We start from the raw sequence: 16091 nt of genomic DNA on the forward strand, positions 1-16091 counted from the left end.
CGGCTTGCTAGGCGGCATCTCTCGCGATGCTATGTTTTAAAATAGCGCATCCCGTCAGTTCTGAAAGCCTTCGAGGCAACGAATGGCAAAGGTATAGGCGAGAGCGACTTCCTCAAGCCGGTCGAAGCGGCCCGCCGCGCCGGCATGGCCCGCCTCCATGTTGAGCTTGAGAATGACCGGCCCGCCGCCCGTCATGGTCGATCGCAGCTTCGCGACCCACTTCGCCGGCTCCCAATAGGTCACGCGCGGATCGGTGAGGCCGGCGAGTGCCAGGATCGCCGGGTAGGCTTGCGGCTTCACGTTGTCGTAGGGCGAGTAGGACAGGATCGTCCGGAACGCGGATTCGTCTGCCGCCGGGTTTCCCCATTCTGGCCACTCGGGTGGGGTGAGGGGCAATTCGCTGTCGAGCATGGTGTTGAGGACGTCGACGAAGGGCACCTCGGCCATGATGCCTGCGAAAAGGTTCGGCGCCAGGTTGGCGACCGCGCCCATGAGCATGCCGCCCGCGCTGCCGCCATGGGCCACGATCCGCCCACGGGACGTATAACCTGCCTGGATGAGGGCCTCGCCGCAGGCGACGAAATCCGTGAACGTATTGGTCTTCTTCTCGCGCTTGCCGTCCATGTACCAGCGCCAGCCCTTTTCGGTGCCGCCGCGGATATGCGCGATCGCATAGACGAAGCCGCGATCGACGAGGGACAGGATGCCGGTTCGGAAGTTCGCCGGCATGGACATGCCGTAGGAACCGTATCCGTAAAGCAGGCACGGGGCTGAGCCGTCGAGCACGACCTCGCGCCGATGCACGAGCGAGATCGGCACCTGTTCGCCGTCTGGAGCCGTGGCGAACAGACGCCGCGTCACGTAATCGGCCGGGTTATGCCCGCTCGGCACTTCCTGCCGCTTGCGCAGCGTGCGCTCTCCGGTGACCAGATGATAGTCGATCACCTCGCTCGGAGTGGTCATCGACGAGTAATGGTAGCGGATGATGTCGGTGTCGAATTCGTATCCGGCCGAGAAGCCGAGCGAATACGCCTCCTCCTCGAACGCCACAGTCTCTTCCCGTCCGGTGGCGAATTCGCGCAATACGATGCGCGGATTCGCGTTCTCCCGTTCAAGTCTGACAAGGTAGCGGGCGAGCGCCACGGCCGAAAGGATCATCGTCCCGGGCCTGTAGGGAACGAGATCCTTCCATTGGGCGCGACCCGGCGTGGCGACGGGTGCCGTGACGATCTTGAAGTCCTCGGAGCCGTCCGCATTGGTGAGGATGATCAGGCTGTCGCCGTGATGCTCCACTTCGTATTTCAGCTGAGGCGTGCGCGCCTCGACGATCCGCGGCGATGCCGAGGCATCCGTTCGGTCAAGCAGCCAGATTTCGGAGGTTTCGTGGTCGCTCGCTTCGATGAGAACAAACGCATTCGACTGCGTGATACCAAGCTTCACGAAGAAGCCGGGGTCCTTTTCTTCATAGACGACCTGATCATCGTCGATGCTCGACCCGACCAGATGGCGTTTGACGCGCACCGGGCGGTGGTTCTCGTCGAGTTCGACATAATAGAAGCCGGAGGAATCGTTGAGCCAGACGGCGCCGCCGGATGTCTGCGGGACCTCGTCCGGCAGATCCGCGCCGCTGTTGAGATCCCGAACGCGGATCGTGAAGTATTCCGATCCCTTGATGTCCGCGCCCCAGGCCAAAAGACGGTGATCGGGAGAATGATCTGCGCCTCCGAGATCGAAGAAGGGGCGACCTTCCGCTTCCTTGTCGCCGTCGAGCATGATCGATTCCGGCCCGCCGTCACGGGGCTGCCGGCACACGAGCGGATGCTGGCCGCCCTCCCGGTAGCGGGTGAAGTAGGCGAAAGGCCCGTCCGGCTCGGGAACTGAGGAATCATCCTCCTTGATGCGACCGCGCATCTCGGCCACGAGACTAGCCTGGAACTCTTCTGTTCCGGAGAAGGCCGCCGCAGCGTACGTATTCTCCTGTTCGAGGACGGCCCGGATGGCGGGATCGAGAACGGACGGATCCTTGAGGACGTCCTTCCAGTTCTCGGCCTTCAGCCACGCATAATCGTCCTGAACCCGAATCCCGTGCACCTCGAACACATGAGATTTGGCAGGAACCGAGGGAGCGGCAGGCAAATGAGCAACAGGAAGGCGTTGAATATTCATGAAACTGTCCGGGTGGATGATCAAGAAGCGAGATTATGCACAGATAACGAGGATTTCCCATGTCGGGTCCGGATGGGGGCGAATGGGCACCGAACCCGCAGAAAAAATGCCTTCTTAGTTACTTCTTCGGATCAGAGCGATGAAATTTACGTGATGAACGCCTTAACCTCTGGTCAATGGCACCAACTGTTCAGGGTAGGTTTATTGCATAGTGATAGTTGATACGAAGTTTTCCAAAGTTTTCCTTTTGCACATCTTGCAATGCGGCTCAATTTGCCATACTTGGGAAAAACGAGCACGATTTCTGTGCAAGTAGGGCGCGGCTCAAGCAAGAAGCAAGCATTGCTTCAGACGAGAATGCTCAAACGTAGGTTGAAATGCTTTTTTGAGCGATTCTAAAGAGCCGGAAAGGAAGAAAATCAAAATGAGCGACAACATCGCTGCTTCGAACTACATTGAGCTGGCTGCGGATATCGTCTCTGCTTACGTCAGCAATAATTCTGTTCCTTCGGGCGACCTGCCGACGCTAATCAATGACGTCCATTCGGCTCTTCTGCGTGTCGGGGGCGGCACCGTGGAAGCTCCTATGGAAGCTCCGAAGCCGGCTATCCCCGTGAAGAAGTCCGTCACGCCGGATTACATCGTCTGCCTGGAAGACGGTAAGAAGTTCAAGTCTTTGAAGCGCCATCTTCGTACGCAGTACAACATGACGCCCGAGCAGTATCGCGAGAAGTGGGCTTTGCCCGTCGACTACCCGATGGTGGCTCCCAACTACGCCAAGGCTCGCTCGGAGCTCGCTAAGGAAATGGGCCTCGGCCAGCAGCGCCGTAAGCGCCGTTCCTCGCGCAGCAGCAGCTAAGATCGGCCTTCTGGTCGATACAGCCGCCCTCCGGGGCGGCTTTTTGCTTTTCAGGACAGGTGTTCCGCTCGCCGGCCGAAGCTCGATCAGGAGGAGCGAAACGGGGTGGGCGGGACCGCACCGTTTCACCGTTCGTCTTGCCCTGGCCGCGCCACGGCCCGGGTTTCAAGGACAGGCGCCTGCGCTTGGTCGAGTGGGACAGACTTCTCACAACGATGAGGATCGACCTTGCTGAGGTCGCAGCACGGGCATCCGAAGACAGCACTCGTCGTTCGGGACCAGCCGAGGGATCGTCAGTAGCGTCGGCACTGTCGAATGCAGAGGCCCATTGCGGCGGTTCTGCGGATGAAATCGACTTCGTCCGAGTTATCCTCAGTCTTATCAACAGTTTTGAATCCTCGTTGACAACTAGGAATATGGCCCCACTATCGAGGACGGAAGGGGGACCCCTTCCTTACTTTATTTATAGGAACAAAACATGAACATTAGCGACGGCGATGCGGTTCATCGGAGTATTGCCGCACAAAGGATTTCAGGCTCCAAGAAGTCTCGTTCGGAGAGGCGTAGACGCAGTGGAAGCCGGAAGACGGACATCGCGGCTGCCGCGGCAGGAGCCGATTCCCTGACCAAGGAGGCTCGGCGGCTTCTCTCGACGCTGGCTCAGCCGGACGTGTCGGCGATCATCGATCCGACGGATCCGGAGAGTGTACTTGTCCACAGGCGCCGGTCTGAAATTTCCGTAGGGGCAGGGCGCTTCGCCTCGGCGGTGGCGGACACTCTCGTGCGCCAGGATCTCACGCGCTGGGAGCAGACTCCTTCGGGCCGGAAGGGCTTGAGGCTGACGAAGGCAGGTGAAGCGTATCTGCGTCGCGCCTCGGCGCCCGAACCGGATATGGCGTTCTTTCACCAGCACCGCGAAACGGAGTTGGCTACGGTCGAGACGGAAACGGGCGCGACCCGGGTTCGCGTGGATTCAGAGGAGAGCCCGCTCGACTGGCTGCGCCGCCGCAAGGGCCGCGACGGCGAACCCATGATCGACGAGGCGTCCTATCAGGCCGGCGAGCGACTGCGAACCGACATCATGGTCGCCGGTCTTCTGCCCGGGGTGACCGCCCGCTGGGATGGGATGCCGAGGAGCGGAGGGCCGGCTTCGCCGGGTGAGGCGACGGACCGGATGGTCGCCGCCCGCCAGCGGCTGCGGACCGCCTTCGACGCCATCGGAGGCGATTTCAGCGACCTGCTTCTCGACCTCTGCGGCTTTCTGAAAGGTCTTGAGCAGATCGAGCGCGAGCGGCAATGGCCCGCGCGCTCCGCCAAGATCGTGGTGCGTCTCGCCCTGGTGCGGCTCGCCGAACACTACGGCATCGAAGCCTCGGCTCGGGGGCCGGCCGCGTCGCGCGGAATCCGGACGTGGCAGGCGGTGGTGATCGAGGGTGGAAAGCTTTAAGGCGTCGCGATAGCCGCCTGGGCATCCCGGCGGATGCGTTCGACCATGGATCTGACGCCGTTCGACCGTTGCGGCGTCAGATGCTCGGACAGGCCGAGTTCCTTGAACAGCGCGAGGGCGTCGGTGGAAAGGGCTTCCGAAGGTGTCTTGCCGTTATAGAGTGAGATCAGGAGCGCCACGAGGCCGCGCACGATATGGGCATCGCTGTCGCCACGCAGATGCAGGACAGGCTCGCCGTTCGTGGACGTCAGCTCTGTCTGGAGCCAGACTTGGCTCGCGCAGCCCTGAACCTTGTTGGCGTCGCTATAGGCCTCTTGCGGCAGGGGCTCCATCAGGCGGCCGAGCTCGATGATGTAGCGGTAACGCTCTTCCCATTCGTCGAGCAGTTCGAAATTGGAAACGATTTCGTCGATTGTCGGCAGCATGGCAAATCCGGGTTGTCTGCCCGTCATATAGCCATCGCCGCGGGGTTTGGCGACGGACCGAGCCGGATTTATGTGCGCGGCCTGGACGCAGCCGGTTCCCGGTCCTCGGGCCGCAGGGTGTCTGAAGGCCTCGTGGAGTCGGAAACCGGGAGGCCGGACGTGCTGAGAACCTTGTCGACGACGGCCTGCTTGGCGCTTTCGGGCAGCGCTTTCCAGATGGATTCGAGATGACCCGAGTGATCCGCATCGAGGGCATGGCCCGTCGCCGGCTCGGTCTTCTTCGGGGTAAGCAGGGCCTCGACGGCCGCCGTTCCCTCGCCCTGCTGGCGTACCGGCGAGAAGTAGAAAATGGTGCCGACAATGAGGATGAAACGGAGAATCGAAAACATGAGGCTGCGGGCGGCTCAAACCGAGGGACGATGCAGCACCATAACGTATCCGGCATACCCCGCGTAGGACCTGCTGGAGAAAAATGGAAACAGGATGAACGAAACCTTTATTTCGCTTTCCTGTATTAAGCACCTGAAAGGAAAGGATAAATTTTGGAACATTGTACGCTGTGGGGCGCGCGTGCCGCTTTCGACGGGCCGTTTCTCCGCCTGAACCGGGGCAATTAGGTTTCGCTTAAACCCGGTCTGTCAGGCTTTGCCCTCAGAAGGACAAGAAGCGGTGAGCTGCCGTCTTGTCTTGCAGCCTGGGCGGACCACAACGACATCATCCTTCGAAGACGGAAACGACTCCCTTGCGTGAAGCTTTTGTCGACCATCCCGATGACGATCTCGACCTGCCGGCCGTCGTACGCCGGAAGGCGCCGGCGCGGACGACGCAGAAGCGCGCCGCCAGGCCGCCGCGCAAGCCGGGCGTCGGCGAAAGGGCAGTGTCGTTCGTCTTCAGCCATCCGCGCCAGATCCTCGCGGCCCTGTTCCTGACCGGATGCGGCGGCGTGATCGCCTGGAACGCGCTGGCGCTGCAAAGCAGCCGCCATCCGGCGCCGCTCTTCAACACGCGGGAGGTCGTCTTCGCGCCCGAACCCAAGGCCGAGGCCGAGGTGCGCCAGCCTCTGCCGCCCGCGCGTCCCGGCGCCCAACCAGTCGGGGACTTGGCCGCGGCCCCGCTCCCCCATGAAGCCGTCCCTCATCCAGTCGCTGAGGCGGCAGCCCCCTCCGTCGCCACGCCCAAGACCCCGGCGCGTAATCCGATCGCAGACATGATCCGCAACGGAGGTCAGCCCGTTCCGGCCGCCGTGCCGATGGCCCGCCCGACATTGCCCAGCGCCGCCGCCCCCGCGCCGGCGAATCCGCCCACGCGGAGCGCCAGCCGCGATCCGATCGCCGACATGATCCGCATGGGCGGCCCGGTGCCGGTGCCGCCCGCCAATGTGGGCCGCTCGGACCAGGCTGATACGGTCCTTGCCGGCCAGCGCGCGCTTGCGCGGCTGGGCTACAGCGTGAAGGTCGACGGGATGATGGGTTCGGGGACACGGCAGGCCATCGAACGGTTCGAGCAGGACCGGCGTCTGCCCGTGACGGGCGAATTGAACGCGCGGACGATCCGCGAACTCTCCGCCGCATCCGGCATCGCGGTCCCATAATGTCCCGCCTTCGCTCCGACTTCTGGGTGTCCGCCTACCTTCGCCGCTGCTCGGTCGAGGGTGTCGATGCCGCCCTGCGCAAACGCGGCGCCGCCGAAGCCGGCGCGGTCTTCGTCAAGGTGGATCGGCTCGACGGCACCGCGAGCCTCTATGGTCCCGCGCCGCAGCTCTTTCTCGACGAGAGCGGCGAGCGGCTCTTCTCACCGATCCTGAAGGACGTCATGCCCCTCGACGTGGAGGAGCGGATGACGCGCGAGCTGCGCTTCGACTCGGATCTGTGGCTCGTCGAGGTCGACGATCGGGCAGGGCGCCACTTCCTCGACCTCGCATCCGAGGACTGAGTCGCTCGTCGATCTTCCGAACAGACGCGGCTTTCCTGGCGTTGATGGCTCAGAGTGGCCGACCAACACTCATCGCCGATTGGAACTCGGAATTCTCGTCGACAAACGCGGCCTCGGTTCCAGCGCCCATGGCGTCGAAGAAGCGGCTCACGAAGCATCGGAAGGATGCGCAAAGGGCAATGTCGCAGATCTGCTGGTCCGAAAAATCAACCTGCCTCAGACGTTCGATATCACCCTGGGTAATCTGCGAGGCATTTCGGACGACCTTTTCGGCGTAAGTCAGCATCGCGATGTCCCTGTCAGACAGGCCGGCGGTTCGGAAATCCCGCTGAACGGCGAGCACGGCTTCCTTAGAGCCGAGATCGTCGGCGAGTTGCTTGCTATACACGTGAGAGCAATAGGTCGAGGGAATGTGCTTCGCGGCGATCAGCGTGATCAGGCGCCACTCCCGGAGGCCGAGGGAGAAGCCTGCGCGGATGCGGTCTGAAAACTCCGTGTAGATCGGCAACAGGTCCGGTCGAGCCGTGAAGCATTTCGCGGCTTCCATGACAAACCCGAGTTGCGCTCTCTGCTTCTCGTAGATCTCTGCGACTTTGCCGGTGGCGTTCTCTTCCTCGATGACCTGCAGGAACATCCGACCCTCCAGTTAGATCACACCCCGACACTCTAGCAGAAATCCGGCGGTGCCCACATCCACCCCGAAGCCGGGTCTGGAGGTGGGACGGCGATTCTTCCTCGCGGACGAAAGCATCGTTCCGAGCGGAAAACCGGATCCACTTTTCCGCACGATGCTTTAAGCCAACGCCTCACCGGAGAGGGTCCTGACATCCAGGATGCATTCGACCAGTGTGAGCGCGACAGGTGCCGGAACGTCCCGCATTTCCCGCAGCAATGTCCTGATGGCGGAAAGCGGATAGGACAAGGCCGGGTGCAAGTTGAGAAAGATCCTGATCGCATCGCTCCGCGGCACGCCCAGGACGCTCAGCGCGAGAGCCAGAAGACGGTGACGCCCGAGTTCGAGGAGGCGCCATTCCGTGGAGGTCGGAAAACCGAACAGGGCCGTCAGGTTCGTTTCCAGCCTGTGATCGTCGCCCTTGAGAGCCGCAGCCGAAAGGTCGGCCACGTCCTGCTCGGTCAGCGTGAAGGACAGGCTCACGCGCCGATGGGCCAGGGAGGCGGCGATACGCTCCCGGATGGCCTCGCGACGCTCGCTGGACGCGGAGAGGTAAAGAGACGCCTGAGCGGCGGTTGGAAGGTCGGCGCGCTCCAGAAGAATGGTGGCAAGGGCCGGACGCGCACGCGACCGCCGCAACAGTTCCGCGAAAGGCGCCGTGTCGGGAAGAAGAGTCGGATTGGCCGCAAGCCCGTCCTCGACGGCGCTTTCCCTCAGAACCAGGAGCCTATGGATCATCGTCGGATCGAGGTCCGGCTGCCCCGCGAGGGCGAGGCGGCCTTCCGGCGTGGCAAGCTGCCTCTCGCCGAGAGATGGCGGCACGGCGTGATGAGGCGCGACGTGCACGGCATCGGGTGAATGCCGCGCCAGATGCTCCAGGATCGATGCGGGGGTGTCCGGGCAGGGCGCCAGAATGCGGGCGAGGTCGCGACGGGTCGTGGCGTCGATCTTCGGCAAAAAACCGAGAACGAGGGTCTCGAAGGTTTCGATGCTTTCGCGGTCTCGCGCCGCCGCCGCGACGAACATCTCCGCGTTCACTTTTAGGAGAGCGGCGCGCGCTTCGGACGAGCCGTCCGACGATCCGAAAGCCGACAGGTCCGACCAAAGGTCCGGATGTGCAGACGACGCCATGCTCGCACTCGCTTCATCGCAATTGACCTTAGGTTAGGAGGCGCTCCTTAGCGCACCTTTAACAGCCTTGAACATCCCGGGAATTAAGGGTTTCACAGGAGGAACTGAAGCGCGGCAGCGAGTGTTGTTTTCTTGTCAGGGCGCGCGTTTTTCTGATGCGCTCACCGTGGCGGCAACGAACTGTTAACCATAGATCTCTTTTTGTGAGTCAGGCGTAGAGGCAGAAGTGGCACGATAGAGGAGGGCGACATGCGAGACATCTGGACCAGATCGCCGGGAGTGGTGATCGCATTTCCGGATAGTACGGAGCGTCCGCAGCGCCCGATCCTGGCGGCCGATGAGCCTCGGGGCGAGATCCTGTTGTTCACAGGCGTCCGCTATGAGAGGCCCTCACCCAATCCGGGACCGTCCCGCCCGCTGGCGTCCAACAGCCCTGGCCGTCGCCGCTCCTGATTTTCATTCTGATTTCATGACGATGAGACGCCGTTAGGCGTCGCGGTTCGGGCTTGCCAGATCCTGCACCATGAGCACCGCGTCCGGCCCGTAGCTCGTGAGCTTCGCTTCCAGGCCCGATCGGGTCAGAACCCGAAAGCCGATCCTTTCCCAGAATGCCTGAGACCTGTTGACGGCGACGAGCGACAGATTGTCGAAGCCTGCGGCGCGGGCATGTTCGATTAGTCTGTTCGCGGCCTGCGCCGCATAGCCCTTGCCGCGTGCGGTCGGGAGCAGGGCGACGTCATGGATGTAGTAGGTGGTGGGCGCCTCGGGGAGCTTGCCCAGCGGCTCGTTCAGGGGCGGCGGTTCTCCCAGGCGCCAGGGATGGGTGAGGGCATAGCCGATCGCGCGCCCGTCCTCGATCATCATGAGGCAGCCCTGCGGATAAAGTCGTCGGCGCTCGGCGAGCACTTCGCGATCTTCCGGGTGATCGACGTGGATCGTATCCGCCAGAACCTGGACTTCGTCCAAGTCCTCAGCGGTCATAGGGCGCCAGGGCATGATGATCAGGGATCCTGCTCGGCCGTGCAGGAGACGGATTTCGCTGCCTCCTCCGCCTGGGGCCGCAGGCTGGCGCTGGGAGCGGCGACACGCACGATGACGAAGCCCTGCTGCTCGGGAGAGACGATCCTCACGTCCCGCGAGGGATCGTTCTCGTCCTCGGCGGCACGGGCCTCGTCGAGCTGGCGGGCTGTCAGAGTGACGATCTCGAGCTCACCCCGAACGGCAGCACGGTCCGTGACCGCAAAATAGACGCCGCCCGACTCCTTGTGAAACGAGAAGGACAGAGGGAGGGAGCCGGTCTGAGCCGCGACGCGCATGGGGCCATTCCGCAGATCGAAGACGCAGGTCGCCACGGCGATGGCCGGGTCCGGTCGTGGAAGCCAGGTGTTCTCGCCGCCCGGCTTGCTGATGATCTGAGCCTTTTCGGCGGTCAGGGTCGTCTGAACCTTCGCGAAGGCATCCTGGTCCGCAAGGTAGGGACTGGCGAGGATCGCCACGATGTGAACCCCCGCCGCAATCACGATGCCGCAGAAGGTGGCGACCAGGAAACGGGAAAAGCCTCTCATGCGCCGCACCCCAGACGCTGGATGACAGGAAAGTCGACCTGTTCGAGATTGGCGCCGGCGGCCCCGGGAGGGTCGTAGAGACGAAGGGATACCGCGAAGGGGCCCGCGGCGGGAAGCTGAATCCAGTTGCCCGGCTGCAGCGTACGGGACAGGGCGATGGTGAAGCGATCCTGGGCATCCCGGAGCACTTCAGCCGAGGTGAAGTTCCTGCGCCCAAGCTCCGTGACAGGCAGGCGCCCGTCGCCGTCGTAAAGGGTCAGCGTCCAGAGACGAGCGGTAGGGGCAACCGCGCCGATCGTGTAGGTACAGGCGGAATCGAGTGGTCGGCCTTCGCTGTCGGTCTGGGCGGTGAAGCCCAGTCCTTCGCCCGTCGCCAACGGAACGTCGCCACGCCGGGCGAGGATCGCACGCATATAAGGATCCGCCTCGGGCGAGCCGAGCTTGGGCCAAGCCTGCCAAGGTCCGAGCCTCAGGCTGCCGAAGGGCGGCTCGCCGTTGATGGCCCAGTAGGCGGACCCCAAGCCGAGTCCCAGCGCCAGAAGCAGCGCATAGACGATGAAGAGGATTGTGGGGACGCGTCTCACGGTGGCAGGCGATAAAGCGGTCGTTGAGGCGCGCATCGAAGCGGCCGCCGGGGCGTTCGTCAAGGGAGCCTCTATGTGCATTCGTTAGGGCATCGCGACCCGGCGACGGACATCCACCGCAGCGGAGCCGCCGGTGGTTTCCGGAGCCTTACCCGTCGTCACCGAACGGTCGACCGACTGGAACAGGGTGCCGATACCGCCAAGGACCTCGTAGGACTTGCGGGAGAGCGTACCGGCCAGGAAAGACTGGGCGGGGGTCTGGGCCTGGTCGGCCGACTGACCCTTCGAGGAGGCGACCCGGAACGCATTGGCCGGGCTTGCTCCGGGGATGGGACGGATCTCGAGGTTCTGATGGGCGAGGCCCATTACCTCGTGCCATGTCATCGCCGGAAGCGTGCCGCCGGTCATCTCGTTCATGGGGCGGGAATCGTCATTGCCGTACCAGACGCTCGCGACGAGATTGCCCGTATAGCCAACGAACCAGGCATCCTTATAGCCGTTGGTGGTCCCGGTTTTTCCGGCGGCCGGGATGCCTTCGAGTGCGGCGCGCTTGCCGGTGCCTTCCTCGACCACCTTGTTGAGCATGAAGTTCATGTCGTTGACGACCCGAGTGTCGAGCACCTGCTTGGGCGGCGTGTCCCGGTCGTGCCGGTAGATGACCTCGCCCGACGAGTTGCGGACCTCCCAGGCGGCATAGGGGTCGGCTCGGTAGCCGCCATTGGCGAAGACCGCGTACGAAGCCGCCATATCGATGGGCGTGACCTCGGCGGCGCCGATCGGCAGCGAGCTCGAATCGGTCAGCGGGTGGGTGAGGCCCATGCGCTTGGCCGTATCGACGATGACGGCGCGGCCGGCCTTGGCGTTGCCCTTGCCGATCTCGACGGACATCTGGACCGGGATCGAGTTGATGGAGCGGGCGAGGGCGGAGACGAGCGGCATGGCGCCTGCGAAGGAGCGGCCGTAGTTCTGCGGACACCAGTTGCCGAGGCAGATCGGCCGGTCGACGACCGTCGAGTTGGGCCGCAGCTTCGGGTTGGTGGTCAGGGCGGCGGCATACACGAACGGCTTGAAGGACGAGCCCGGCTGGCGCAGCCCCGCCGTGGCGCGGTTGAACTGGCTCTGGCCGTAATCGCGCCCGCCGACGATGGTGCGGACCGCGCCGTCCACGTCCATGACGACGATGGCGCCCTGGCCCGCCCTGTACTGACGGCCGTGCTGGCGCAGCATGTTCTCCAGGGTCTCTTCCGTATGCCGCTGGAGCGCTGTGTCGAGCGGCGTCTTCACGATCAGCACCCGCTCGTGACCGAACTTCTTCTCGGCCGCGAGCGCCTTCACCTGTTCGAAGGCCCAATCGAGATAGAAGTCCGGGGTTGTCTCGCGCTGGCGGTTGACCGGGGTCGCCGGATTGCGCCGGGCCGTCTGGATCTGTCCTTCCGTCAGGAAGCCGGCCTCGACCATGTTACGCAGGACCTCGTTCGCCCGGGCGCGGGCCGCCGGCAGGTTCACGTGCGGGGCATATTTGGTCGGGGCCTTGAACAGGCCGGCCAGCATGGCGGATTCCGCCAGGGTCAACTCCTTGGCCGGCTTGCCGAAATAGTAATCCGCCGCCGCCACGACGCCGTGGGCGCCGCCGCCCATATAGGCCCGGTCGAGATAATGTTTGAGGATTTCGTCCTTGGTCAGGTGGAATTCGAGCCAGACCGCCAGGAAAGCTTCCTTGATCTTGCGCTCCAGGGAGCGCTCGTTGGTGAGGAAGAGGTTCTTGGCCAACTGCTGGGTGATGGAGGAGCCGCCCTGCACGACGCCACCGCCCTGGGTGTTCACGACGAGCGCACGCAGGGTGCCGATCGGATCGATACCCCAGTGATCGTAGAAGCGTCGGTCTTCCGTCGCCAGCGCTGCCTTGATCATGTAGTCGGGAAAATCCTCGAGCTTGTAGGAATCGTCCAGGTGGAGGCCGCGCCGCCCGACCTCCTGGCCGTAGCGGTCGAGGAAGGTGACGGCGAGATCCTGGGTCTTCAGCCAGTCATCCTCTGTCTCCCGGAAGGCCGGCAGCGCGAGCGCCAGCATCACGATGCCCCCTGCGGCGCCGAGGGTCGTCGCCTCGCTGGTCAGGTCGAGGATGCCGCGAAGGGACCCACGAAACCGCAGACACCTCATCTTCTCCGAGTACCAGCCCCACGCGCTGCCCAGCCCGCGCCCGCTCTGGTACAGCGTCGAGTTGAGCCACGCGTCGAACCACAGCGCGCCGCGCTTGATCCGCGTCATAAGAGGAATTGGGGGCTTCTGACTCACGACGGTCCTCGAACAGGTCGGGGCCTGACCTGCCTATTTTATGATGTTCGAATGTCCTACCGGCAATACCGAAGCGTGGCGATGCCGATATATATAACTCAGAACCTTGTTTGTAGGTTCACAGAGATTTACCTCTTCCGAAGGATAAGCTGCCCAGTGTGCGGCTTAGCACCTTCCCTCAAACCGCCTCAAAGAGACGTCAAAGCGCCCACATGCCAAATGCCGCACCCCTCTTTCACCCTCAGCCGGAGGAGCAACCCTTCTGGCGCGTGACGCCGCTCGAAGCCATGACCATGGACGAGTGGGAGAGCCTGTGCGACGGCTGCGGCCGCTGCTGCCTCGTCAAGCTCGAGGACGAGGACACGGCCGAGGTGATGTACACGGACGTAGGCTGCACCCTCCTGAACGACCAGACCTGCCGCTGCCGAGACTACCCGAACCGCCAGGCCAAGGTGGCCGATTGCGTGCGCCTCACGCCCCAGGCCGTGCGGAGCCTTTCCTGGCTGCCGAATACCTGCGCCTATCGGCTCCTGGCCGAGGGGCAGGACCTCTATTGGTGGCACCCGCTCGTCTCCGGCGATCCGGAGACGGTCCATGCGGCCGGAATCTCCGTCCGCGACCGGGTCGCTGGCCCGGAAGAGGATTTCACCGTCGCCGAACTCCTGGAGCGGATCACCAACTGGCCCATGGAGGATCCCAGTACCCGTCGGGACTGAAGGTTCGAGGGCAAAGCGTCGCAGATTGCGACATGGCGATCACTCCTGACGCCGTCGGCCCTCCTAGGGAAAACATGGAAAGACGCTGCCTGATCGCAGCGTTCGTGCAGCAATATCCGCGAACTTGGCGACCAAATACCCCTTCTGGAGTAGTTGCCAGTGCCACTCCCGCCCGGCAACCCTCATCGGACTTAGAGCGGTTCTGATTTCATTTCTTCAGAATATTTTCCGAATAGGGTGTTTTATGTCTGCGATTGCTACTTATAGCCTGACTGGCAATGCGTATATCGATGGCGTTCTCGGTGATTACAAATGGGCTGCGAACAGCGTAACTTATAGTTTCCCGATGAGCGGATCCATCTACGGGAGTTCGTACGGTTCAGGGGAGAACACGACGAATTTCGCAAGCCTCGGCTCGATTCAGCAGACAACCGCCCGCAACGCGCTGAAGGCCTATGCCTCCGTTGCGAATTTGACCTTCACGGAAGTGGCTGAAACGGCAACCCAGCACGCCGATGTGCGCTTGGCCATGTCGGATGCGACGCCCACCGCATGGGCTTACCTCCCCTCGACGGCAGCAGAGGGTGGGGACGTATGGTTCAATCTTTCCAATGCGTACTTCGCCAGTCCTGCGAAGGGCAATTATGCCTATATGGTTTTCCTGCACGAACTCGGACATGCGATCGGGCTCGAACATTCGCATGAAGGCAACATCATGCCGCAGGACCGGGATTCCCTGGAATACACGGTCATGAGCTACCGCTCCTACATCGGAGGCTCGACGACGTCCGGTTACACCAATGAGACTTGGGGCTTCGCCCAGTCCCTGATGATGTATGACATTGCAGCCGTCCAGCACATGTATGGGGCGAATTATGCCACGAACAGCGGCAACTCGACCTATTCCTGGAGCCCGACCACGGGCGAGATGAGCATCAACGGCGTGGCCCAGGGGACCCCCGGCGATAACAGGGTCTTCCTGACGATCTGGGACGGCGGCGGCAACGACACGTATAATCTCTCCAACTATACGACCAATCTGAAGGTTGACCTGCGCCCGGGCGAATGGACCAAGACCTCCAGCACTCAGCTTGCGAAGCTGAGCTGGGACGGTTCGAAGGTCGCAGTCGGCAACGTTGCCAATGCCTTGCTCTACCAGGGTGACACTCGATCCCTCATCGAGAACGCGGTCGGCGGCTCAGGAAACGATTCGATCACCGGCAATCAGGGCGCAAACCAGCTCACAGGCGGCGCGGGGGCGGACAAGCTGTCCGGGCTGGATGGGGCGGACCTGCTGAATGGTGGCTTCGGAGCCGATACGCTTTCCGGCGGCAGCGGCGCGGACATCTTCGATTTCAAATCCGTCAAGGACTCCGCCTCGAGCGCCCGCGACACGATCATGGACTTCGTGCACGGCACGGACCATATCGATCTGCGCAGTATCGATGCCAGCACGACGGTCCGCGGCGATCAGGCGTTCTCGTTCATCGGCGGTGCGGGTTTCTCGGGCCATGCCGCCCAGCTGAACTTCAGCGGAGGTGTGCTGGCGGGGGACGTGAACGGCGACAAGATCGCTGACTTTCGCATCAACATTGCGGGTATCTCGACATTGACGTCCGCCGACTTTTATCTCTGATGAAGTCTCATGAGGTGACGCCGATGAGCGATTGGGTCGATTTCGACCAATGGCAGAACTGCGCACAAATGGCGCGGCCGGGATTTGTGTTCGAGGTCCGGAACGGTGAGGGAAGGAGTCTGCTGACCACCTGTACCGTTCCGCTCCAACTGCCGGCCGATTGGAGGTCGCCGCCCGTGCATTTCCGCCTGGTTGAAGAGCCTAAGCCGCGTCACTCGCATCCCATCCCGAAACCGAAATCCTGACGTTCCGGGCGGAATGGTCGCGCCAATCATGGGCCTGGTGCTTCTTTCTAATGCCTATTGCGCGGGTTTCCGGCGTGGCGTCACCGTCGGGGTCGTGCCCTGCGCGACCTGCAGGCAGGTGAGCATGTCGACATAGCTCGGCGTCCCGCCGATCTGCGCCTCCCGCGCACAGGTCGTGCGCAGGCCTTCGGCCGTGCTGCTCCAGATGTCTCGAAGCTGGCGTTCGGCTGCCGTCTCGTCCCTCATACAGCTCTCGTAGGGGTTCGTATCCTGCGGGGTGAGAGGCTGAGCCTCCTTGCAGGTTGCCTCGACATTGAACCGGGGAAGCTGCTGCGCCATGGCGGGGATGCCTGGAAGGCATCCGAGCAGCGTAATCGTACAGAGCGTATATGCCTTCATGGCGGGCTCCCTGGGCGG

Annotated in this window: 18 protein-coding genes; 8 read left to right on the plus strand and 10 right to left on the minus strand. The window is 62.9% G+C overall.

Annotated elements, in window-relative coordinates:
- Positions 1 to 54: 54 nt before the first annotated feature.
- Positions 55 to 2166 carry a S9 family peptidase gene (locus tag OC446_RS02790; protein WP_262027520.1) on the minus strand — a complete coding sequence of 704 codons (2112 nt, stop codon included), beginning with the start codon at positions 2164 to 2166 and terminating at the stop codon, positions 55 to 57.
- A gap of 424 nt (positions 2167 to 2590) precedes the next feature.
- On the opposite strand from OC446_RS02790, the gene OC446_RS02795 reads away from it, so the two are divergent.
- Both OC446_RS02795 and OC446_RS02800 read left to right on the plus strand, forming a co-directional pair.
- Entirely contained in the window at positions 2591 to 3025 is a 435-nt protein-coding gene (locus OC446_RS02795) for a MucR family transcriptional regulator (protein ID WP_262027521.1), read from the plus strand.
- A 478-nt stretch (positions 3026 to 3503) separates the two neighbouring features.
- Complete coding sequence (locus tag OC446_RS02800) at positions 3504 to 4472, plus strand: DUF6456 domain-containing protein (RefSeq protein ID WP_262027522.1); 969 nt, start codon at positions 3504 to 3506, stop codon at positions 4470 to 4472.
- On the opposite strand, the gene OC446_RS02805 is transcribed toward OC446_RS02800, so the two are convergent.
- Both OC446_RS02805 and OC446_RS02810 read right to left on the minus strand, forming a co-directional pair.
- Positions 4469 to 4897, minus strand: a complete 429-nt coding sequence (locus tag OC446_RS02805; RefSeq protein WP_262027523.1) for a SufE family protein — start codon at positions 4895 to 4897, stop codon at positions 4469 to 4471. The genes OC446_RS02800 and OC446_RS02805 overlap by 4 nt on opposite strands.
- Before the next feature lie 68 nt (positions 4898 to 4965).
- Positions 4966 to 5286, minus strand: coding sequence for a hypothetical protein (locus OC446_RS02810; protein ID WP_262027524.1), 321 nt, complete (start codon positions 5284 to 5286; stop codon positions 4966 to 4968).
- A 353-nt stretch (positions 5287 to 5639) separates the two neighbouring features.
- Between OC446_RS02810 and OC446_RS02815 the strand changes: the two genes are divergently transcribed.
- A complete protein-coding gene (locus OC446_RS02815; protein WP_262027525.1) occupies positions 5640 to 6488 on the plus strand; it encodes a peptidoglycan-binding domain-containing protein in 849 nt (282 codons plus the stop codon).
- Positions 6488 to 6829 carry a DUF1491 family protein gene (locus OC446_RS02820; RefSeq protein ID WP_181053509.1) on the plus strand — a complete coding sequence of 114 codons (342 nt, stop codon included), beginning with the start codon at positions 6488 to 6490 and terminating at the stop codon, positions 6827 to 6829. Before OC446_RS02815 ends, OC446_RS02820 begins: the two co-directional genes overlap by 1 nt.
- 49 nt (positions 6830 to 6878) lie before the next feature.
- On the opposite strand, the gene OC446_RS02825 is transcribed toward OC446_RS02820, so the two are convergent.
- Both OC446_RS02825 and OC446_RS02830 read right to left on the minus strand, forming a co-directional pair.
- Positions 6879 to 7463: a carboxymuconolactone decarboxylase family protein gene (locus OC446_RS02825; RefSeq protein WP_262027526.1), complete on the minus strand. Its 585-nt coding sequence runs from the start codon at positions 7461 to 7463 to the stop codon at positions 6879 to 6881.
- A gap of 159 nt (positions 7464 to 7622) precedes the next feature.
- Positions 7623 to 8633 (minus strand): DUF2336 domain-containing protein, encoded by a 1011-nt coding sequence (locus OC446_RS02830; RefSeq protein ID WP_262027527.1) that lies wholly within the window; start codon positions 8631 to 8633, stop codon positions 7623 to 7625.
- A gap of 249 nt (positions 8634 to 8882) precedes the next feature.
- Here OC446_RS02830 and OC446_RS02835 point away from each other — a divergent pair, with 249 nt between their 5' ends.
- Positions 8883 to 9086, plus strand: a complete 204-nt coding sequence (locus OC446_RS02835; RefSeq protein WP_262027528.1) for a hypothetical protein — start codon at positions 8883 to 8885, stop codon at positions 9084 to 9086.
- 33 nt (positions 9087 to 9119) lie between these two features.
- On the opposite strand, the gene OC446_RS02840 is transcribed toward OC446_RS02835, so the two are convergent.
- The 4 genes from OC446_RS02840 to OC446_RS02855 are packed head-to-tail and all read right to left on the minus strand — an operon-like array spanning position 9120 to position 13050.
- Entirely contained in the window at positions 9120 to 9629 is a 510-nt protein-coding gene (locus tag OC446_RS02840; RefSeq protein WP_262027529.1) for a GNAT family N-acetyltransferase, read from the minus strand.
- 5 nt (positions 9630 to 9634) lie between these two features.
- Positions 9635 to 10198, minus strand: a complete 564-nt coding sequence (locus tag OC446_RS02845) for a hypothetical protein (protein WP_262027530.1) — start codon at positions 10196 to 10198, stop codon at positions 9635 to 9637.
- Positions 10195 to 10845, minus strand: a complete 651-nt coding sequence (locus tag OC446_RS02850; protein ID WP_262027531.1) for a DUF1214 domain-containing protein — start codon at positions 10843 to 10845, stop codon at positions 10195 to 10197. Before OC446_RS02850 ends, OC446_RS02845 begins: the two co-directional genes overlap by 4 nt.
- Positions 10846 to 10866: 21 nt before the next feature.
- Positions 10867 to 13050 carry a transglycosylase domain-containing protein gene (locus tag OC446_RS02855; protein WP_262027532.1) on the minus strand — a complete coding sequence of 728 codons (2184 nt, stop codon included), beginning with the start codon at positions 13048 to 13050 and terminating at the stop codon, positions 10867 to 10869.
- Between the two features lie 239 nt (positions 13051 to 13289).
- Between OC446_RS02855 and OC446_RS02860 the strand changes: the two genes are divergently transcribed.
- From OC446_RS02860 to OC446_RS02870, 3 genes are all read left to right on the plus strand, one after another.
- Positions 13290 to 13793, plus strand: a complete 504-nt coding sequence (locus tag OC446_RS02860; RefSeq protein WP_262027533.1) for a YcgN family cysteine cluster protein — start codon at positions 13290 to 13292, stop codon at positions 13791 to 13793.
- A gap of 244 nt (positions 13794 to 14037) precedes the next feature.
- Positions 14038 to 15429 (plus strand): M10 family metallopeptidase, encoded by a 1392-nt coding sequence (locus OC446_RS02865; protein WP_262027666.1) that lies wholly within the window; start codon positions 14038 to 14040, stop codon positions 15427 to 15429.
- A 23-nt stretch (positions 15430 to 15452) separates the two neighbouring features.
- Positions 15453 to 15674 carry a hypothetical protein gene (locus OC446_RS02870; protein WP_262027534.1) on the plus strand — a complete coding sequence of 74 codons (222 nt, stop codon included), beginning with the start codon at positions 15453 to 15455 and terminating at the stop codon, positions 15672 to 15674.
- Positions 15675 to 15728: 54 nt separating this feature from the next.
- Here the strand turns inward: OC446_RS02870 and OC446_RS02875 are convergent, their stop codons facing one another.
- Entirely contained in the window at positions 15729 to 16073 is a 345-nt protein-coding gene (locus OC446_RS02875) for a hypothetical protein (RefSeq protein ID WP_262027535.1), read from the minus strand.
- Positions 16074 to 16091 lie beyond the last annotated feature (18 nt).

Source organism: Microvirga sp. Mcv34, from assembly GCF_024519725.1.
Lineage (GTDB): Bacteria > Pseudomonadota > Alphaproteobacteria > Rhizobiales > Beijerinckiaceae > Microvirga.